The sequence below is a fragment of the Methylobacterium sp. Leaf469 genome, assembly GCF_001424745.1.
In the GTDB taxonomy this organism is placed as follows: domain Bacteria; phylum Pseudomonadota; class Alphaproteobacteria; order Rhizobiales; family Beijerinckiaceae; genus Methylobacterium.
The window spans coordinates 1-17,580 of record NZ_LMRE01000008.1; the positions used below are offsets into that span (position 1 = coordinate 1).

21 protein-coding genes, 1 tRNA gene and 1 pseudogene are annotated in these 17,580 nt (G+C 68.4%); 14 read left to right on the forward strand and 9 right to left on the reverse strand.

Translation table 11 applies throughout. The annotated features are described in order from the left end of the window. From ASG60_RS06710 to ASG60_RS06740, 8 genes and pseudogenes are all read left to right on the forward strand, one after another. Positions 1 to 576, forward strand: a pseudogene (locus ASG60_RS06710) (PhnA-like protein); the annotation flags it as partial. A gap of 78 nt (positions 577 to 654) precedes the next feature. After that, a complete protein-coding gene (locus ASG60_RS06715) occupies positions 655 to 858 on the forward strand; it encodes a CsbD family protein (protein WP_056171488.1) in 204 nt (67 codons plus the stop codon). Positions 859 to 926: 68 nt separating this feature from the next. Next, positions 927 to 1,364 (forward strand): CsbD family protein, encoded by a 438-nt coding sequence (locus tag ASG60_RS06720; protein WP_056384637.1) that lies wholly within the window; start codon positions 927 to 929, stop codon positions 1,362 to 1,364. A gap of 176 nt (positions 1,365 to 1,540) precedes the next feature. Then, complete coding sequence (locus ASG60_RS06725) at positions 1,541 to 1,993, forward strand: BA14K family protein (RefSeq protein WP_056384638.1); 453 nt, start codon at positions 1,541 to 1,543, stop codon at positions 1,991 to 1,993. A 34-nt stretch (positions 1,994 to 2,027) separates the two neighbouring features. After that, the gene (locus ASG60_RS23845; protein ID WP_347379655.1) at positions 2,028 to 4,655 is read left to right on the forward strand and encodes a TAXI family TRAP transporter solute-binding subunit; all 2,628 of its coding nucleotides are present in this window, start codon (positions 2,028 to 2,030) and stop codon (positions 4,653 to 4,655) included. Between the two features lie 288 nt (positions 4,656 to 4,943). Next, positions 4,944 to 5,171: a hypothetical protein gene (locus ASG60_RS22565; RefSeq protein ID WP_156398827.1), complete on the forward strand. Its 228-nt coding sequence runs from the start codon at positions 4,944 to 4,946 to the stop codon at positions 5,169 to 5,171. A 91-nt stretch (positions 5,172 to 5,262) separates the two neighbouring features. Continuing rightward, positions 5,263 to 5,664 carry a hypothetical protein gene (locus tag ASG60_RS06735; RefSeq protein WP_056384641.1) on the forward strand — a complete coding sequence of 134 codons (402 nt, stop codon included), beginning with the start codon at positions 5,263 to 5,265 and terminating at the stop codon, positions 5,662 to 5,664. Positions 5,665 to 5,911: 247 nt separating this feature from the next. After that, on the forward strand, positions 5,912 to 6,478 hold the full coding sequence (locus ASG60_RS06740; RefSeq protein WP_244476593.1) for a hypothetical protein: 567 nt from the start codon (positions 5,912 to 5,914) through the stop codon (positions 6,476 to 6,478). Between the two features lie 608 nt (positions 6,479 to 7,086). Here the strand turns inward: ASG60_RS06740 and ASG60_RS06745 are convergent. From ASG60_RS06745 to ASG60_RS06755, 3 genes are all read right to left on the reverse strand, one after another. Further along, on the reverse strand, positions 7,087 to 7,359 hold the full coding sequence (locus tag ASG60_RS06745) for a hypothetical protein (protein WP_056384643.1): 273 nt from the start codon (positions 7,357 to 7,359) through the stop codon (positions 7,087 to 7,089). Between the two features lie 84 nt (positions 7,360 to 7,443). Beyond that, the gene (locus tag ASG60_RS06750; protein ID WP_056171280.1) at positions 7,444 to 7,848 is read right to left on the reverse strand and encodes an EF-hand domain-containing protein; all 405 of its coding nucleotides are present in this window, start codon (positions 7,846 to 7,848) and stop codon (positions 7,444 to 7,446) included. Positions 7,849 to 7,929: 81 nt separating this feature from the next. Further along, positions 7,930 to 8,274, reverse strand: a complete 345-nt coding sequence (locus ASG60_RS06755; RefSeq protein ID WP_156398828.1) for a hypothetical protein — start codon at positions 8,272 to 8,274, stop codon at positions 7,930 to 7,932. 188 nt (positions 8,275 to 8,462) lie between these two features. Between ASG60_RS06755 and ASG60_RS06760 the strand changes: the two genes are divergently transcribed. The 6 genes from ASG60_RS06760 (at position 8,463) to ASG60_RS06785 (ending at position 13,187) form a co-directional block, all read left to right on the forward strand. Then, a complete protein-coding gene (locus tag ASG60_RS06760; RefSeq protein WP_056384645.1) occupies positions 8,463 to 9,182 on the forward strand; it encodes a response regulator in 720 nt (239 codons plus the stop codon). After that, complete coding sequence (locus tag ASG60_RS06765) at positions 9,179 to 10,555, forward strand: ATP-binding protein (protein ID WP_056384648.1); 1,377 nt, start codon at positions 9,179 to 9,181, stop codon at positions 10,553 to 10,555. Before ASG60_RS06760 ends, ASG60_RS06765 begins: the two co-directional genes overlap by 4 nt. 214 nt (positions 10,556 to 10,769) lie before the next feature. Further along, positions 10,770 to 11,252, forward strand: a complete 483-nt coding sequence (locus ASG60_RS06770) for an Hsp20 family protein (protein ID WP_056384650.1) — start codon at positions 10,770 to 10,772, stop codon at positions 11,250 to 11,252. A gap of 85 nt (positions 11,253 to 11,337) precedes the next feature. Beyond that, positions 11,338 to 11,844, forward strand: a complete 507-nt coding sequence (locus ASG60_RS21840; protein ID WP_082531651.1) for a hypothetical protein — start codon at positions 11,338 to 11,340, stop codon at positions 11,842 to 11,844. 171 nt (positions 11,845 to 12,015) lie between these two features. Next, a complete protein-coding gene (locus ASG60_RS06780) occupies positions 12,016 to 12,621 on the forward strand; it encodes a heme-binding protein (protein ID WP_056384654.1) in 606 nt (201 codons plus the stop codon). A 191-nt stretch (positions 12,622 to 12,812) separates the two neighbouring features. Beyond that, positions 12,813 to 13,187 (forward strand): response regulator, encoded by a 375-nt coding sequence (locus tag ASG60_RS06785; RefSeq protein WP_056384656.1) that lies wholly within the window; start codon positions 12,813 to 12,815, stop codon positions 13,185 to 13,187. Positions 13,188 to 13,236: 49 nt separating this feature from the next. On the opposite strand, the gene ASG60_RS06790 is transcribed toward ASG60_RS06785, so the two are convergent. The 6 genes from ASG60_RS06790 to ASG60_RS06815 form a co-directional block, all read right to left on the reverse strand. Further along, positions 13,237 to 13,440 carry a CsbD family protein gene (locus ASG60_RS06790; protein WP_056384658.1) on the reverse strand — a complete coding sequence of 68 codons (204 nt, stop codon included), beginning with the start codon at positions 13,438 to 13,440 and terminating at the stop codon, positions 13,237 to 13,239. A 205-nt stretch (positions 13,441 to 13,645) separates the two neighbouring features. Continuing rightward, positions 13,646 to 13,737: transfer RNA gene (locus ASG60_RS06795), tRNA-Ser, on the reverse strand. Between the two features lie 13 nt (positions 13,738 to 13,750). Continuing rightward, positions 13,751 to 14,566 (reverse strand): glycosyltransferase family 2 protein, encoded by an 816-nt coding sequence (locus ASG60_RS06800; protein WP_056384660.1) that lies wholly within the window; start codon positions 14,564 to 14,566, stop codon positions 13,751 to 13,753. Positions 14,567 to 14,670: 104 nt separating this feature from the next. Further along, positions 14,671 to 16,176 (reverse strand): AMP-binding protein, encoded by a 1,506-nt coding sequence (locus ASG60_RS06805; RefSeq protein ID WP_244476594.1) that lies wholly within the window; start codon positions 16,174 to 16,176, stop codon positions 14,671 to 14,673. A gap of 71 nt (positions 16,177 to 16,247) precedes the next feature. After that, positions 16,248 to 17,135, reverse strand: a complete 888-nt coding sequence (gluQRS, locus tag ASG60_RS06810; protein WP_056384663.1) for a tRNA glutamyl-Q(34) synthetase GluQRS — start codon at positions 17,133 to 17,135, stop codon at positions 16,248 to 16,250. Positions 17,136 to 17,230: 95 nt separating this feature from the next. Continuing rightward, the gene (locus ASG60_RS06815; RefSeq protein WP_056264058.1) at positions 17,231 to 17,524 is read right to left on the reverse strand and encodes a hypothetical protein; all 294 of its coding nucleotides are present in this window, start codon (positions 17,522 to 17,524) and stop codon (positions 17,231 to 17,233) included. Positions 17,525 to 17,580: the final 56 nt, after the last annotated feature.

The following is a 17,580-nucleotide window of genomic DNA, read 5'->3' on the forward strand; positions in this document are numbered from 1 at the left end:
ACCACCCTCGTGGTTCTGTACCTGCTGACCTCTGCGGCCGGCGGCCTCATCGGCGGCGCCTTCTCGGGCGTGACCAGCACGCTCGGCGGCGCCGGCTCGCTGGTGGGTGGCACCGTGCAGACTGCGGCCCAGGCCGCGGCTCCCTCGCTGTCCAAGATCTCGAACCCCTTCGACGGGATCGAGCAGTCGGTCCGCAACCAGGCCGCCGGCCAGGACCCGCAGGCCGCCAAGGACGCCGCCGTCGCCGCCATCCGCGCCCTGTTCACGGGTGACCCGGCCCAGAAGGCCCAGGCCGAGAACCGCGCCGCCGACGCTCTCGCCAAGGCGCAGAACATCCCGGTCGATCAGGCCAAGGCCCAGATCCAGGACTACAAGAAGCAGTACGAAGAGACCGTCGCCACCGCCAAGGTGAAGGCCGAGCAGGCGGCCGTCGTAGCCAAGTCCGCCGCCACCCAGGGTGCCTTCTACGGCGCGCTCGCCCTGATCCTCGGCGCGCTCGCCGGCTTCTTCGGCGGCCGCCTCGGCGCCCCGAAGCTCCACACCCTCGCCGACGCCTACGACGCCCGTCGCGTCTGAGCTGTTTCCCGGTCGGTCACCGAGACCGGCCGGCCTCCTCATAGAAGCCCACCTCAACCGAACCCAAGGAGACATCCCATGAGCAGCACCACCGACAAGCTGAAGGGCCTCGCCAACGAGGCGGCCGGCAACGTCAAGCAGGCCGCCGGCAAGGTCACGGGCAACGACAAGCTCGTCGTCGAGGGCAAGGCCCAGGAACTCAAGGGCGAGGCCCAGCGCACCGTCGGCGAGGCCAAGGACGGCGTCGCCTCGGTCGTCGACAAGGTCACCGGCAAGCACTGAACCGAGACGGCGGCGGCGGCCCACTCGGGTCCCGCCGCCTCCATTGAATTCGTACGCAGGAGAATCCCATGAACGGAGACCAGTTCCGCGGCGCGTCCCGCCACCTCAAGGGTCGCGCGCAGACCGCCGTCGGCGGCCTCACCGGTGATCCGGCCCGTCAGGTCCGCGGCGCCGTCAACCAGGTGGCCGGTGGTGCGCAGTACGCCTACGGCCGCGCCCGCGACCGTGCCGAGGATCTCATCGACGACGGGCGCGACATCGCCCACGAAGTCCGGGATCGCGCCGGCAACCTCATCGAGGACGGCCGTCATCTCGTCGACGAGGCGCGCGACCGCGCGGGGAACCTGATCTCGGAAGGCCGGGACTTCGCCCGCCACGCCCGTAAGCGCGGCACCACCTATGGCCGCCAGGCCGTCCGCTACGCCGACGACAATCGTACCTCCGCCCTGCTCGGCCTCGCCGCCGTCGCCTTCGCGGTGGGCTGGCTGTCCCGCTCCAAGCGCTGACCCACTGACCTCGGAGATCACTCCATGATCCGCAAGCTTCTCACCGCCTTCCTCCTCCCGAAGGTCATCGCCTACGTCAGCCGCCGTTTCGGCGGCCGTTCGGTCACCCCGCCAAAGCGTCGGGGCTACTGACCTTCCCCTTCTGCGTGAAAACCGATTCAGGAAACCCATCCACGATGAAGCTGACCCTCGCCCTCGCCGCTACCGTCGCCGCCGCCCTGGTCGGGCTTCCGGCCCATGCCGCACCAACCTCCTCAGCACCCATCGAAGCGCTCGTGCGCGGTGACCTGCCGACCGACTACGTGCAGTACCGTCGCTTCGGTCATCGGCATGGATGGCGTGGCGGACGCGGATACGGGCGGGGCTATGGCTATGGCTACGGTCGCGGCTACGGCTACCGTCGCGGACCCGGCGTCGGTGCCGCGGTGGGTGCGGGCGTAGCCGGCCTTGCGGCGGGCGCCATCATCGGCGGTGCCATCGCGAACTCGCAGGCGCAAGCCGCCCCGGTGGTCGTACAGGGTGGTCCGGGCCCCGAGGCCGTGGCCGCATGCGCCCGTCGCTTCCGGTCCTACGACGCGTCGAGCGGGACGTACCTCGGCAACGACGGCGACCGCCACCCTTGCCCGTAGCCGGATGGCCCCGCCGAGCCGAGGCCCGTACCCCGTGACCTTTCCGGGCCTCGTCCTGCGCCGCGAGTTCGCGTTCCGCGCCCTCGCGGTGCTGCTCGGGCTCGGGGCGGCGGCGGCCTACTGGATGTCGCGCGCCACGGTGCTCACCATCGCCGTGGCGCCCAGCGACGGCACCGAGCCGGCCGTGATCCAGGCCTATGCCGACGCCCTGGCTAAGCGTCATAAGGAGATCCGCCTCAAGATCCTGCCCTTCGACGACGTGCGCGACAGCGCCACCGCGCTCCAGGACGGCCGCGCCGACCTCGCGGTGGTGCGTCCGGACGTCGACCTGCCCGATAATGGTCTGACGCTCGCGATCCTGCGCGACCAGGCGATGATCATCGCGTCCCCCGAGGCGTCCGGGCTCACCAGCTTCCCGGACCTCGACCGCAAGCGCCTGGCCATACTTGCCCACCGCGATGCCGACCAAGCCCTGATCAAGGCGATGGTCGAGCATTACGGCCTGACGCTCCTCGACAAGGATCCCGAGGGGCCTTTGCCGCCCCGTCACGTCGCCCTGGTCGAAATGCCCGAGGCCGACCTCGCTGCGGCCTTCGCGAAGAAGCGCATCGACGCCGTCATCTCCGTGATCTCGCCGACGGCGCAGGCGGCCCAGCGCATCATCGGCATCGTGCAAGGGGCGAGCAAGAATCGAAAGGTCGCCTTCGTGACGGTCGCGAACGCCGACGCCATCGTCGCCCGGTTGCCGCGGCTCCAGGCCGTGACCATGCCAGCCGAGACCTTCGGAGGCAGCCCGAAGATCCCCGCCGAGGACGTGGCCACCGTCGGCGCCTCCTACCGGCTGATGGCGCGGGCGAACCTGTCCCGCCCGGTGGCGGCCGACGTGACCCAGCACCTGTTCGAGTTGCGCAGCGGCATGGCGAACGTGACCTCGGCCGCGGACTACCTGCAGGCGCCGAGCTACGACAGCACCGCGGCCGCGACCAGCGCGCGGCTCCCGATCCATCCGGGGGCCGTCGACTACTTCGAGCGCGAGCAGCAGGGCTTCGTCGAGCGCTACGAGACCTGGATCTACCTCGTCGCGTTCCTCGGCGGCGGCATCGGCTCGGCGGTCGCGTGGGTGGGGCAGCGCCTGTCCCGCATACGGCGCGAACGTATCGAGGAAGCCACCGACCGGCTGCTGGAGATCCGTCGCGAGGCGCAGGACGGTGCGGATGCCCTGCGCCTCGAAGCGCTGGCCCGCGAGATCGACGACCTTGCCGGCGACATCGCCAAGCATGCGTTGGAGCGGCCGACCGAGGCCAGGACCATGTCGGCGGCGGCCATCGCAATCGACGCGGCCCGGTCCACGGTCAACGGGGAACTCGTCGTCGCCGGGCGGGCGACGCCGAACGCCACAGTGGAACTCCTGGTCGACGGCAAACCCACCGTCAGGGCGGTCGCCGATGCGAACGGCCAGTTCGCCATCGTCCCGCCGGCCCTCCCTGTCGGGAACAGCGAGGTCGGCCTTCGGGCGACCGATGCGAAGGGCCTCGTCCGCCAATCGCGGGACAGCGTCGCGGTGGCCGTTGCACCATCCCGCGATGCCATGCCGTTGGTCGCCCTGACCTCGCCCGACAAGCCGACCGTGGTGTTGTCGCAACCAGGCTCGTCCCAGACGGCGACCCGTTCGGTTGCCGATGGCACGTCCCCTCGACGGACGACGGCGGGCTCGGCTCCCCCGGCCCGGAAAGACCCCGGGGATGCCCATTCGGACGATGTCGCTTCGAAGGCCATCGACGCCAGCGGCACGGCCCGCACCAGCCGTAAGGGGAGTGGCGATGGCGTCGGCACGCGGGGCTCGGATCAAGTCATGTCCGATGGTGCCCGGTCGGGGTCGTCGGGGGCTCCGCCGTCCCAACCCTCGGAGGGGGCGGCCGCAGGAACGCCTGAAGGTACGCCCACCAAGGTCGTCAGCATCGACGCTCAGGAGGGCGGACGGCTGTTCGTCAGCGGCCGGGCTTCGGCCGGTGCGACCGTGCGGCTCTACCTCAACGATACCCTGATCGCCCCTGCCAGGGTCGGCCGCGACGGCACAGTCACCTTCACCATCGGCCGAGGCGTCAAGCCCGGGGATTACAAGGTCCGGCTCGATCAGGTCGATGGCGCGTTGGGCAAGGTCGGCAGCCGTGTGGAAGTGCCGTTCTCCGTTCCGGAGGTTGCCCGAGGCACGGGGACGGACCGTCCGGTCGCGGCATCATCGGACGCAGCGTCCGCTAGGGACGATGGCGGGACAGTGGGATCGAACGTCTCCCAGCCGATGGCATCCCCACCGGAAACCGTACCGCGGCATGCTCGTGCGAGCACCTCGGAGGGGCCGCGGGATTCTGCATCCGTGAGACCTTCGACCAAGCCATCCCTTAATACCATGCGCGATCCGCTCATGCCCGAGGCTGTCCCCGGCGCCGTCTACGTACCGGAAGTGAGGACTGCCCGGATCGAGCGCGGCGACAGCCTCTGGGCGATCAGCCGACGGACCTATGGCGACGGCGACCGCTACACGGCGATCTACGACGCCAACCAGGACCAGATCCGCGACCCGGACCTGATCTATCCGGGTCAGGTCTTCGTGCTGCCTGCCGAGGACGCCATCGATGCCGTTCAGGATGGAAAACGCGGCTGAGGAGAATCAAATCATGATCAAATTCACCAAGACCGTGACCTATGTCCTCGCCGCCGCGGCCGTCGTCATGCTCGTCGTCGTCGTCCTTCAATCGACCAGCATGCTGGCGAGTTCATGAGGATGCCGCAGGCTTTGAGGGGCCTGTCACACGTCGGTCTCGGTCGGGAGCATGCAAGGAAAGCTCCGGTTCGAACCTGATGGTCCTTGATCCTTGCACTGACGGGATGGTGTAGGAACGGTATCGTCGCAAGGATGTTTCTGGTCCCTCAGATTAAGCCGGAGGCGTCCATGCGTAACATGCCGTCTATCCTGACCATGTTTTCAGGGCAGAAGAATGCGAGTCCTTCCAGAACAGGGAAAAACGGCCGCATTCGCATCCACTCCGCTCTTCGTGAGGATCATGCCAGGATCTATCCGACCGGACAGAGCTACACCTGGGGAGGGCCGACCACGGCGTCGAACGGGTTCGCGCCGGCTATAGGCTACGACGCTTACCACGGCGGCAATGGCTACTGACCCTGTGACGTGTTGTACCACACCCAACGCCGGAACGGCCGACCAGGCGAGGTTGTTTCTGGCCCACATCTTGAAAGACAGGAGCTATCAAATGCGCAAGCTCGCACTTGCATCCACGGCGCTGCTCGGCCTCGGCCTGCTGGCATCGGCACCCGCCGAGGCTCGCGGCTGGGGCGGTGGTTACGGCCACGGCGGCTATGGCTACGGCGGTGGTTACCGCGGTGTCGGCTTCCGCGGTGGTTACGGTGGGTATCGTGGTTACGGCGGCGGCTATGGCCGCGGCTACGGTTATCGTCGCGGCATCGGCCCAGGCGCAGCCATCGGCCTCGGCATCGCCGGCCTCGCGGCGGGTGCCATCGTAGCGAACAGCTATGGCGGATACGGGTACGGTCGTCCGGTCGGGTACTACGGCGGTGGGTATGGCTACGCGCCTGCCTACGGTTACGCACCGGCTTATGGGTACGGCTATCCGGCTTACGGCTACGGGTACTGATCCAAACGTCACGCCACCCGGCATGACAGACCTAAGTAAGAGTTCGGTGCGCTTGGAGCAATCCAAGCGCACCGAACCTAGTTATTGCAATATTGATTATTTCGTTTGTTTTTGTATCTAGTGAAAATATATTGAAATATTTGAACATAGTAAGGAATTTTGCGTTGCTCATGTGATGGTTAAAAGGACGCAAATGTCACGTTTTAAGTTGCTCTGTGGGGCCGCGGTCCTCTCTACCATGGGTCTCATGAACACAGCCGTATTCGCGCAGGAAGGCGGCCCCTGCTCGGATGACATCGCCAAGGTCAAGCGCGAGCTCGGGACCCAGGTCGGAATGGGGGCGCCGGTCTCGCAACCCGACACCGGCCAGCGCAAGGGACCGAACGACGGCTCGGCTGACCAAGCCGCTGGTACGACGGCATCCACGGCCAAGCCTGTCGGGAACGCCGAAACAGACCGCGCTCAGCAGGGCGGAGCATCCAAAGCGACGGGTGGATCACCGGGCACGGTCGGCGGCGTCTCTGGGCCCGTCGGAGCCGCCACCGGGACCGGCCAGGCCGACTCGGTCGCAAGCGGGCGGATCGCCACCTCGCCGGCCGACGTCCGGGCGCAGTCCGAGAACAAGCCGACCGCCGCCGTCGAGGCATCCAAGGGCGGCGAGGCATCCGCCTCGGCGAGCCTGTCCCCCGAGGACAAGATCTCGCAGGCAAAGACGGCCTTGCAGCGGGCAACCGACCTCAACGCCAAGGGTGATCAGTCCTGCCGCGATGCCGTCCAGCAGGCTCGTTCGCTAATGCCGCAGCAGGGGCGCTAAAACGCGTCGCTTTGGAATCGAACGGATCGCAAGGCTTGTCCAGGAACAGAACCTGCCTTGCGATTGTTTGTGCGGAAAGTCCCAGACACCAATAGCAATAGTCGCGTTGTTCCGACATCAGAAAATCCGGCCACGCCACCAAGACGCCCCTGGCTCTCCAAGGCCGGGACCGTGGCGACCCTGCGACCCTTTTCAATACGGTCCATAGGCACCTGCCACAGCATCGAATCTATTTAGGCTGTGAAACTGCCGGTCGGGAGACGCCTATCTTCACCGTACTTCGATGGGCCCCAGTGGCTGGGGAGCCGGGGGCTCGACGGGTGGATCGATCTCAGGCGTGGTGGGCTCGGGAGCCGGGTCGCCGATAGGCGGAAGAGGATCGTCACCTGGGCGTGGAGTGTCCGATTGCATTCGTCTCATTCCCCTTCATGCTGGACCGTCAAGGCGGCACCTTCGTATAACGTATGACGTTCGCGATGGTCCCGCCACCGGTCGGATGGGGACGGGACCACCGGGCGTTTGATGATCCGTGTCCGGCAGCGCCGACATCGGCATAATCACGTCGAACCCAAGCAAACCTATCGAATGCGTTGGGCGCCACGACCGCTTCAGCGACGGCAGCGACCGCCCGGCCCGCGGTAGAGACCCGGAGGGCATCCGCGCGGTGCGCCGGTCAGGGCGCGCCTGATCTCGCCCCGGGGGCCACGGTTGAGACGGCATCCGCCGAACGGGCCGCGATGGGCGCCGAACCCGCATCCGCCGCGCGCCAGAACAATGGGCGCGTCGAGCCCGGCCGGGCCGGGCGCAATCGGTAGGGCCTGGGCCTGACCGATGGCGAACAGCGTTGCGGAGGCGGCGACGATGAGACTTGCGAGCTTCATGTTGATTCCTTGGTTTTGGGGCGACCGGACACGCTTCTGGGTCGCCGTGTCAGGGCGATGGGATAGGGCGGCATTGCCACCGGTTCACTTGCACCAACAGGGCCGTTCCGCCCGCGTGACGCGGCCATCGTGGTCCGCATCGAGACGTGCGAAGCGCTGGGCGAAGACCGCGTCGATCTCCTCCGCCGTGACGTACCCGTCGCCGTTCGCGTCGAGGCGCCGGAAGCGTTTTGCTGGATCGGCCGGCCCCTTCCCGGGATGGGCGGTCCACCAGGCCGTCCACTCAGCCTCGCTGATCCGCGCGTCATGATCCGCGTCGGCCTTGATCAGGCGCGTCCGATGCCGGGCCTGGAAGGTTGTCAGGTCAACGCCATCGGCCTTGGCATCGACTGGCGCCGACGCCTGTGCCGACGGTTGCGGCGTCTGGGCGAGGGCGGCGGACGCCGAGAGGCAGGCCGCGAGGGTGAGGCAGAGGGTTCTGCGTGCCATGGAACGTCATCCGTGATGGTGGGATGGGGCGGGATCGCGCCCGAGGGCGCGATCCCGGGTCCTCAAGCCGGATGGGCTCGGTCACCAGCGGTGGTGCCAGCCACCGCGCCAGCCCACGTGACGGTAGCCCCCCCAACGGTGCCAGCGCGGACCACCCCAGCCGATGCGACGCGGGCCGTAGAAGCGAGGACCGTAGACGCGGGGGCCGTAGAAGGCCGGCCGCACGACGTAAGGGGCGTAGACGACCCTCGGACCGAGGTTGGGGCGGCAGAAGCCGTAGAGCCCGCGGTGGAAGCCGAGGCCGCAGCCGTCACGGGCTTCCGCCGTTCCGGCCGTGGCCAGCGGCGCCGCCAGCCCCGCAGCCAGGAGCGCCACCGGAAGCAGGCGCTTCAGTCCGGTGGAGGCGATGTCCGTCAGACCCGTCATTGCAGGTTCTCCCTGGTCGGTGATTGCGATGGAGGGAGATTGCCGGCGCCCTGTCGCAAGGATTTGTCGGCACATCACGATTGTGTCGCGGACGGTCGCGGAGCCGGGCGGCCTGACACACATTGCGACAACTTCATCGAGAGACGGAGATCGCGCCGGGTTACGACCGGCGGATGGGACACGCAGCCATGGACCACGCCCACGTGCTGGTGGTCGACGACCACCGCGACATCCGCGACCCGCTCGCGGCCTACCTCAAACGGCATGACCTCAGGGTCAGCGTCGCCGCCGACGCGGCCGCTGCCCGTGCCGTGCTGTCAGGCTCGGCCATCGACCTCGTCATCCTCGACGTAATGATGCCCGGCGAGGACGGGCTGTCGCTCTGCCGGCACATCCGCGAGGTCCATGACACCCCGGTCATCCTGCTGACGGCCCTGGCGGAACAGACCGACCGCATCGTCGGCCTGGAGATCGGCGCGGACGACTACGTCGTGAAGCCGTTCGACCCGCGCGAGCTCCTAGCCCGGGTCAAGAACCTCCTGCGCCGCGCCCGGGCGCTTCCCCGCGCCCGCGATATCGCCGACGGCAGCCGCCTCGCCTTCGACCGCTGGGTGTTCGACACCGACCGGCGCGAGCTCGTCGACGCGGCGGGCGGGGCGGTGGCCCTCAGCACCGCCGAGTTCCGCCTGCTCTGCGCGCTCACGAACCACCCCCGCATCGTCCTGTCGCGCGACCAGCTCCTCGACCTCACCAAGGGCCGGAACGCCGACGGGTTCGACCGGAGCATCGACAACCAGGTCAGCCGGCTTCGGCGCAAGCTGGAGCGCGATCCGGCACACCCAGAACTCATCAAGACCGTCTGGGGCGGTGGCTACGTCCTCGCCTCCGATGTGAGGACGGTGTCGTGAGGCTGAGACCCGGTTCGCTCGGCGGCCGCCTGGCGCTCCTCCTCGTGCTCGCGGTCGTCGGCGCACAGGCCGTCGCCTTCGCGATGGTGACGCGGGAATCCTCCCTCGTCGGGCGGGCCGTCGCCCGGACCCAGGTCGTCGACCGCGTCGCCACGCTGGTCCGTCTGCTCGATACGGTGCCCCCGGAGGCCGTTCCGCGCGTGGTCGAGGCCTACGGGTCCCCGCGCCACCGGTTCACCATCGATACGGCCAGCCTGGTGCCGGACAACGCCATGGACGACGACGAGGCCCGGCTCGCCGGCCGGCTCGACCGGCGCATGCGGGACGGTGCGAGCCAGGCCCGTCTGCTCCTGGTCGAACGGGACCACCCAGAGGAACCTTCATCGGACCATCTCGCCGGCAAGCCACAGGTCCTGCGCGTGTCCGTGCGCCTCGACGATGGCCGCTGGCTCAACGGCGAGGCGCCGCTGGCACTTCCGACGCCACCGTGGGTCCGCATCGGCCTGATCCAGATCGCCGCCAGCGTCGTCGCCGTGCTGGTCGTGACCGGCATCGCCATGCGGGGCATCGTCGGGCCGGTGAAGGCCTTGGCCTCGACCGCCGAACGTGCCGGTCGGGGCGTCGCCGTCGAGCCCCTGCCCGAGAGGGGACCACGCGAGCTTCGCACCATGACGGCGGCCTTCAACGAGATGCAGGCGCGCTCGCGGGCCTTCGTCTCGGACCGCACCCGTATGCTCGCCGCCATCAGCCACGACCTGCGCACCCCCATCGCCTCGCTTTGGCTGCGGGCGGAGATGGTGGAGGATGCGGACCTGAGGAACGCCATGGTGCGCACGATCTCGGAGATGCGCGAGATGGTCGAGGCGACGCTCGCCTTCGCGCGCGACGATGCCCTCGCCCAGGACGACGGCCCCCTCGACCTTGCCGCCCTGGTTCGGACAATCGCCGACGACCACCGGGTCCTCGGACATGACGTTGCCGCGACCGCTCCGGCATCCCTTCCGTTCCACGGCCGCTCGATGGCCTTGCGCCGTGCGTTCGACAACCTGGTCGCCAACGCCGTCCGCTATGGCGGGTGTGCCCGGATCGGCCTCAACCGCCGTGACGGCGACCTCGTGCTCACCGTCGACGATGACGGTCCCGGCATACCGCCGGACCGGATCGAGGAGATGTTCGCGCCCTTCGCGCGCCTGGAGGATTCTCGCAGCACAGAGACCGGGGGCGTCGGCCTCGGCCTCGCCATCGCGCGTTCGGCCATACGTGCGCACGGCGGCGACATCAGGCTGTTCAATCGGGCGGAAGGAGGTTTCAGGGCCGAGGTGACCTTGCCGGCCCCGAAGGAAGGAAGCCGTGTCAGAGCATCACAGGCTTAAGGAGATCGGAAGGCTCGTGATGGGTCCTGATGTGGGTCGCCCGCCATCACGGCACCGCCCTACGGACACTGCCGTTTAGAAACTACAATTTTTGGAACCCATACGCGGTGTCTGCGTTATGGGCACGCGAGGCCATTTTTCGGCTCTCTGAGCGGGCGCCGGGTCAGGCATCCGGCGACCCTTGTCATCACGTTGCTCCAAGGAGGATGTGGTCATGAGGACCCTCGATTTCGCCCCTCTCTACCGTTCCACCGTCGGCTTCGACCGTTTGTTCTCCCTGCTGGACCAAGCCACCCAGGCCGAGATGTCCGCGACTTGGCCACCCTACGACATCGAGAGGGTGGAGGACGATGCGTACAGGATCACGATGGCTGTCGCTGGCTTCGCGCCCGACGAGATCGATCTTACCCAGCACGATACGACCCTCCAGGTCACCGGCCAGAGGAAGTCGTCCGAGGGTGAGCGCCAACTCCTGCATCGCGGCATCGCAGCCCGAACCTTCCGTCAGACCTTCAACCTGGCCGACCACGTGAAGGTCGTCGGCGCGAACCTGGAGAACGGCCTGCTGACGGTCAACCTCAAGCGTGAGGTGCCGGAGGCGCTGAAGCCGAGACGCATCCCCATCGGCGGGACGCAGGCTGCCGTCGGACAGGACAACGCACAGCCTCGGATCGAGGCCGAGCGCAAGGCGGCTTAAGTTCCGCCACCCGTCGAACGCCCTCCCTTGCGTACCGGCGAGGGAGGGTACCGCCCATCCAACCCATCTTCAGGAGGGATGATCGATGTCGATGATGGAGAGCTTCAGTTCCCGTACCAGCGCCGTGAACCCAGTCGGCGCGCATCCGGCCTCGTTCGAGGCATGGCAGGCGCTCGTCGCTCCGGGCGACGTGTTTCGCCACCCCAGGGAAGTGTTGGCCCACCCCGGGCTCTCAATGGGGGAGAGGCGCGCGATCCTCGCCTCCTGGGCGTCGGATGCGAGCGCCCTTGAGAGCGCGCCGAGCATGCGCTGCCTCACGGGCAGCAGGGCCGAGCCGGTCTCCGTCGATACCGTCCTTGCTGCGCTTGGCGAACTCGACCGCAAGTCGGCTCCCAAGTTCGGTTCGGTAACGTCCGCAGGCCAGCCGAGGCAGCTCAGGCAAAGACGGCCAAGACGTCTCGCTGACCCGCACCGGTACGTTCGGCCGGGACGCCGTGACGATAACGACGATCCGCCGCCGTGCCCGGTGATGTCGATGCCGCGTCCGAAGACGCCCCCGGATGCCTCGCTTGCCGCTGCCATTCCAGCCTAGCGGATGGCATCGTTCCCTGACGCCGTTGGCGTCCTAGATTGATCCGGACGGCCCGACGTTCCGCTTGGCGGCGGCGTCGGGCCGTCGCGCGTTTTCACGAAAGCGGATCAAGGCGGTGATTGCCCCTAATCGGTCGCTCTACGATTTCCGCCGGTCAGCGAGTGTCACCCGATGGATAAGTTCCTCTACTATCTCGTCACCCTCTTTGAGTCCGTCCTCGGGGTCTTCGGCGTGCGGACCTTCTACGATCAGCCCAGGTACACCGTCGTCGAGCGTCTCGACCATGGCGTGGAGGTCCGAGCCTACGAGCCCCGCCTCGCCGTCGAGACCGACGGGCGCGGACAGGGTGATGGCGAGGCGTTCGGACGGCTCTTCCGTTACATCACCGGCGCGAACCAGCGGGGCGACCGCATCGCCATGACCGCCCCCGTGGAAACCGGAGGTCAACGCATCGCGATGACGGTTCCGGTCGAGCAAGGCTCAGGGGGGACGATGCGGTTCTTCCTTCCACGCGACGTAGCCGAGGCCGGGGCCCCGCAGCCCACCGAGGCAGGTGTCCGTCTTGTCCGCGTCCCGGCCGAGAAGATCGCCGCCCTTCGCTTTTCAGGCTCCATCACGCCTGAGGCTCGAACCGAACAGGAGCGTATCCTGACCGAGGTGCTTTCCATCGCCGGCCGGAAGGCCAGCGCTCCCGCCGTCTTCATGGGCTATGACCCACCGTTCGCGATCCCTTTCCTGCGCAGGAACGAGGTCGCAGTGAGACTCGCGATACCTTGAGACCGTGGACTGGCATGACCCGGGAACAGGATTGGCCACCGGCTACCGTCCTGGAAGGGCCTGCATCAGGCTCAGGGGTTTCCTGCCCTGAAGCCTGATGGCCGGTCGCCCGGGTACGAACTACGCACGCGACAGTTCGACAATCGAAAAGGAAGCCGGCAACCGACACCGCCTTGCTTGGTTGGGTAGCCATGTCGGCGAAGCGTGCCCCGGAATCATCGGCCATTCTCGTAGTTAAAGACGATGACCTCGTGCGCACCGTCGCCGTCGAGTTGTTGGAGGATGCCGGCTACGCGGTGATCGAGGCGCGCCATGCCGACGAGGCCTGGTTCATCCTGCATGAGCGTTCGGACATCGGCGTGCTCTTCACCGACGTCGACATGCCCGGATCGATGTGCGGTGCGACCTTTGCCGGGAAGGTTCACCAATCCTGGCCGGACATCCGATTGATTCTGACGTCCGGTCGTCGGCGTTTCGCCGATCAAGAGATCCCTGAAGGCGGCCTGGTCCTGCAGAAGCCCTACAGCGCCGTTCAGGTCATCGACGTCATCCATTACGCCGATTGAGCCAGCCTTGGCGAAATACGGGGCGGACGGGCCGCCCCGTGCAGTTGGCTTACGTCTTGCCGGTGACCTTGTCGGCAACGTGCTTGGCGCCGTCCTTGACGTCGCCGGTCGTCCTCTGGGCCTCGCCCTTGAGTTCCTGCGCCTTGCCTTCGGCGTTCAGCTTGTCGTTGTCCGTCGCATTGCCGATGCCCTGCTTCACGTTGCCGACGGCCTCGTTGGCCAGACCCTTGATCTTGTCGATGGAGCTGCTCATGGCGGTTCTCCTCCGCGACCAGGCCGGCCACGGGTACCTTGAACGGCTATGGCCCGAACGCCGATGCGCCGTATCCACCGAACGGGAGCAACCTGCGCCCAGGCTTTTCCACACCTGAGAGTGCGGGGACATATCGGGGACAAATGCCGTTTTCAGGCAGCAGAAAACCCACTAAAAACAATGAGTTATGAAGAACTTTCGTAAGTGGCGGAGACGGAGGGATTCGAACCCTCGATACCCCTTTCGGGGTATGCTCATTTAGCAAACGAGTGCCTTCAGCCGCTCGGCCACGTCTCCGCAGGCCGTCGATCTAGAATTTCGCGTCGGGGCGGTCAAGCCGCGAATCCGTGCTGGTGTGAGAATCTGCCCGGCGGCGCTCGTAGTGCTTGGCGACGCGCAGGTGGCGGGAGATGGCGTAATTCATTGCCGTGAGGAAGCCGTAGGTGCCGCGCACGAAATGGCGGCGGCCGAAATAGGCCTTGAGGAAGTTGCCCGGCAACTCCACGAACAGGCGCCAGGTCGGGATCGCGACGCCGCGGGCCGCGAGATCGTCGGCTTGCTGGTCGGAGTACCGGTTGAGCTTGTCGAGCTGGTCGCCGAGCGAGCGCACCGAGAAATGGTGGATCACGCCGCGCAGGGTGCCGACGCTGGCGCCCGGGGCGAGGTCGACGCGGTCGTGGACCGGGGACGGTGAGTAGCGGCCGCGATCCTTGCGGTAGAGGCGCACGGGCGTGAGGCGGTAGGCCCAGGGATGCGGGCGGCCCTCGCCGGGAAAGATCTCCGCGATGGCGATGCGATAGGCCGGGTGGCGCGGCTCGCCCTTGCCGAAGGCGGCCCGGATCGCGGCCGCCAGATCCTCCGGCACCACCTCGTCGGCATCGACGTTGAGCATCCAGACGTGGCGGCACTGGTCCTCGGCGAAGCGTTTCTGCGGGCCGTAGCCGGACCAGCCGTTGTGGATCACCCGGGCACCGAGGGACGCCGCCACGGCCTGCGTGCCGTCGGTGGACCCGGAATCGACCACCACGAGATCGTCCGTCAGGCCCCGCACCGCCCGGATCGTAGCCCCGATGCGGTCGGCCTCGTTCTGGGCGATGATGAAGACCGAGAGAGGGAGGGGAGGCATCGCGGGGCGGCCATCTTTGGCGAGAAACGTTGCAAGCGCCCCCGCTCTATCGAGCCCCCCCCGACGCTACAACCTCGGCTGCGATCGTCCGAGGTGCGATCGTCTCAGTCCTGTCCGAGGCGGCGGCGCTGGATCTTTCCGTTTGGCGTGCGCGGCAGGGCTTCGAGGAAGCGGATCGCGCGCGGGCACTTGTAGGCGGCGAGATGCGCCTGGCAGAAGGCGATGAGGGCGGCGGCATCGGGGGACGCCCCGGCTCTCGGCACCACGAAGGCGGCGATGACCCGGAGGTCGGCGCGGACGCCGAGTTCGGCGACCCCGACTTCGGCGACGTCCGGGTGACGGGCGAGCACCGCCTCGACCTCGCTCGGCGAGACCCGGTAGCCCAGCGCGTTCATGAGGTCGTCGTTGCGGCCGTGGAACCAGAGGTAGCCGTCGGAATCGAGGCTGGCGAGGTCGCCGCCGGTGAACCAGTCGCCCCGGGTGACCGCCGCGTCCTCGTCCGGCCGGTTCCAGTAGCCGAGCATCAGGCCGGGCTCGGAGCGGTGCACGGCGAGCAGGCCGATCTCACCCGGCGGCAGCGGCTCGGGTGCACCGTCCGTGGGCAGTATGGCGACGCGGCGCCCGGGCTGGGGACGGCCCGGCGAGCCGGGGCGCACGGGGATGGTGGGACCGCTCGACACGTAGGTGGAGATCTCGCTCATGCCCAGTGCCTCGTAGAGCGGCTTGCCCGTGGCGTCCGTCCAGGCGGCGAGGAGTTCGGCCGGCAGGGCCTCGCCGGCCGTCACGCCGTGGCGCAGGCGCGTGAGGTCGTGTGCGGGGAGGTCTGCGTATTTGAGGATCTGGCGGTAGAGGCTCGGCACGGCGGCGAACAGGGTGGCGCCATGGCGAGCGATGAGGGACGGCCACACGGCCGGATCGCGCGGGCCGTCGTACAGCACGGCGGTGGCGCCGCAGGCCCACGGATCGGTGACGCCGACCCCCAGGGTGTAGGTCCAGTTCAACGTGCCGGCGTGCAGCATCACGTCGGTGTCGGTCAGGCCGAGCCAGTGGGCATGCATCGGTCGGCGTCCGCGCACCGAGCGGTGGGCGTGGCGCACGCCTTTGGGTCGGCTCGTGGTGCCGGAAGTGTAGACCAAGATCGCCGAATCGTCGGCGGCGGTGTCGGCGTAGGCCGGCAGCGGCGGCCCGGCCTTGAAGGCAACGATGTCGGCGGGCCGCAGGACGAGGCGGCCGTCCGTGCTCGCGGGATCGAGGGCGATGCCCGCGCCGGCGGCGATCACGGCGGCCCCGGAATCGCGCGCGAGGAAAGCGGCCTCGGCGGGCGTCAGCTGGGGCGAGGCCGGCAGGGCGACGAGGCCCGCGGCCAACGCCCCGAAATAGGTCAGGACGTAGTCGGCCTCGTGGCCGAGGCGGATCATCACCCGCGCACCGGGTGTCAGGCCGAGGCCGAGAAGACCCGCCGCGATTGCCCGGACGGCCCGGTCGGCCTCGGCGAAGGTCAGGGTGGCGGCGGCTCCGTCGGCGCCCGCCATGACGAGGGCGGCTTTGTCGGGCCGCAGGCGGGCGTTCTCGGAGAGGCAATGGGCGGCGGCGTTGAAGCGGTCGGACACGGGTACGGGACTCTCCGTCACGGAATTTTGGGCGATGAGGGGCGCAAACGCGCGCCCGCCGCAAGGGCCCCTCAGGAGAAGCCGAGCTGCGCGCGGATGGACTCGGGTTCGACGCCCTGCGCCCGCAGGTCGGCGAGGCTCTGAGAGCCGCGCGATTTGGCGAGCTTGGCGCCGGTGGCGTCGAGCAGGAGGGCGTGGTGGTGGTAGCGTGGGCCCGGCAGACCGAGGAGCGCCTGCAGCAGCGCGTGGAGATCGGTGGCGGCTAGGAGGTCGGCGCCGCGTACCACATGGGTGATGCCCTGCGCTGCGTCGTCGGTCACAACGGCGAGGTGATAGCTCGTCGGCACGTCGCGGCGGCCGATGACGCTGTCGCCCCAGCGCGCCGGGTCGGCACGCACGGACCGCGTAGTTCCGTCCGGTGCGAAGGTGGAAAAACCGGACGGGCCGGGGGCAGCCGCGCATGCGCGGTCCATGGCGAGGCGCCAGGTGTGCGGTTCGCCCCGGGCGATCCGGGCGGAGACGCTGATCTCCGGTAGAATCCGGCACGTGCCGGGGTAGAGCGGCGCCCCATCGGGATCGCGCGGGAGTGGGCCATCCCCGGCGGCGGCCCGCGCCGCAGCGCCGACCTCCGAACGTGAGCAGAAGCACGGATAGGCGAGATTTCGGGCCGCGAGGCCCCCGAGGACCGACCGGTAGGCTGGCATGCGCTCGGATTGGCGCAGAACCGTTCCGTCGAAAGCGATCCCGAGCCAGGCGAGGTCGTCCTGGATCGCCGATACCAGGTCGGGCCGTGAGCGGCCGGGATCGATATCCTCGATGCGCAGGAGGAGGCGCCCGCCCCAGCGCCGGGCGAGATCGGCGTTGAGCAGGACCGACCAGGCATGGCCGAGGTGCAGGCGGCCGTTGGGGCTCGGCGCGAACCGGAAGGTCGGTGCGAACCGGAAGGTCGGCGCGGTCATTGGGGCCGCCGGCTCAGAGTGCTTCACAAAACTCCCGGTCACCATCGGTTCTCGCTCTGAGCACGGCGGCGCAACGGGAGTTTTGTGAGAGACACTCAGTCGCCGACGCGGCGCAGGCAGCGCATCTCGGACGGCACGCAGGCGATGCCCGGCAGGGAGCAGGCGGCCCCTTCCTCCCGGCGCTGGCAGACACGGCAGCCGTCGCCCCACTCGGCGCAGGTGTGATCCGCGCTCGGCGCCACGGCGGCTGCCCTGTGCGAGGCCGGAGCCAGGGTTCCGATCAGAACCGTGGCGAAGACGATCGCCGCGATACCCGCGAGGATGCCGCGGTCGTGGCGGGCGGACGAGGGGTCCATCGTCGGGGCGTCGAAAGTCTGGAAAGCGGCCATGCGCCCGTGTTCGCGCGCCGGCCCGGACCTGTCAACGCGGCCCGTCAACAGCCGGG

Excerpts from the sequence above, each read along its gene's own strand:
- ASG60_RS06715 (WP_056171488.1), top strand. The coding sequence starts at position 655 with ATGAGCAGCACCACCGACAAGCTGAAGGGCCTCGCCAACGAGGCGGCC.
- ASG60_RS06720 (WP_056384637.1), top strand. The coding sequence starts at position 927 with ATGAACGGAGACCAGTTCCGCGGCGCGTCCCGCCACCTCAAGGGTCGC.
- ASG60_RS06725 (WP_056384638.1), top strand. The coding sequence starts at position 1,541 with ATGAAGCTGACCCTCGCCCTCGCCGCTACCGTCGCCGCCGCCCTGGTC.
- ASG60_RS22565 (WP_156398827.1), top strand. The coding sequence starts at position 4,944 with ATGCGTAACATGCCGTCTATCCTGACCATGTTTTCAGGGCAGAAGAAT.
- ASG60_RS06735 (WP_056384641.1), top strand. The coding sequence starts at position 5,263 with ATGCGCAAGCTCGCACTTGCATCCACGGCGCTGCTCGGCCTCGGCCTG.
- ASG60_RS06740 (WP_244476593.1), top strand. The coding sequence starts at position 5,912 with ATGAACACAGCCGTATTCGCGCAGGAAGGCGGCCCCTGCTCGGATGAC.
- ASG60_RS06745 (WP_056384643.1), bottom strand. The coding sequence starts at position 7,359 with ATGAAGCTCGCAAGTCTCATCGTCGCCGCCTCCGCAACGCTGTTCGCC.
- ASG60_RS06750 (WP_056171280.1), bottom strand. The coding sequence starts at position 7,848 with ATGGCACGCAGAACCCTCTGCCTCACCCTCGCGGCCTGCCTCTCGGCG.
- ASG60_RS06755 (WP_156398828.1), bottom strand. The coding sequence starts at position 8,274 with ATGACGGGTCTGACGGACATCGCCTCCACCGGACTGAAGCGCCTGCTT.
- ASG60_RS06760 (WP_056384645.1), top strand. The coding sequence starts at position 8,463 with ATGGACCACGCCCACGTGCTGGTGGTCGACGACCACCGCGACATCCGC.
- ASG60_RS06770 (WP_056384650.1), top strand. The coding sequence starts at position 10,770 with ATGAGGACCCTCGATTTCGCCCCTCTCTACCGTTCCACCGTCGGCTTC.
- ASG60_RS21840 (WP_082531651.1), top strand. The coding sequence starts at position 11,338 with ATGTCGATGATGGAGAGCTTCAGTTCCCGTACCAGCGCCGTGAACCCA.
- ASG60_RS06780 (WP_056384654.1), top strand. The coding sequence starts at position 12,016 with ATGGATAAGTTCCTCTACTATCTCGTCACCCTCTTTGAGTCCGTCCTC.
- ASG60_RS06785 (WP_056384656.1), top strand. The coding sequence starts at position 12,813 with ATGTCGGCGAAGCGTGCCCCGGAATCATCGGCCATTCTCGTAGTTAAA.
- ASG60_RS06790 (WP_056384658.1), bottom strand. The coding sequence starts at position 13,440 with ATGAGCAGCTCCATCGACAAGATCAAGGGTCTGGCCAACGAGGCCGTC.
- ASG60_RS06800 (WP_056384660.1), bottom strand. The coding sequence starts at position 14,566 with ATGCCTCCCCTCCCTCTCTCGGTCTTCATCATCGCCCAGAACGAGGCC.
- gluQRS (WP_056384663.1), bottom strand. The coding sequence starts at position 17,135 with ATGACCGCGCCGACCTTCCGGTTCGCACCGACCTTCCGGTTCGCGCCG.
- ASG60_RS06815 (WP_056264058.1), bottom strand. The coding sequence starts at position 17,524 with ATGGCCGCTTTCCAGACTTTCGACGCCCCGACGATGGACCCCTCGTCC.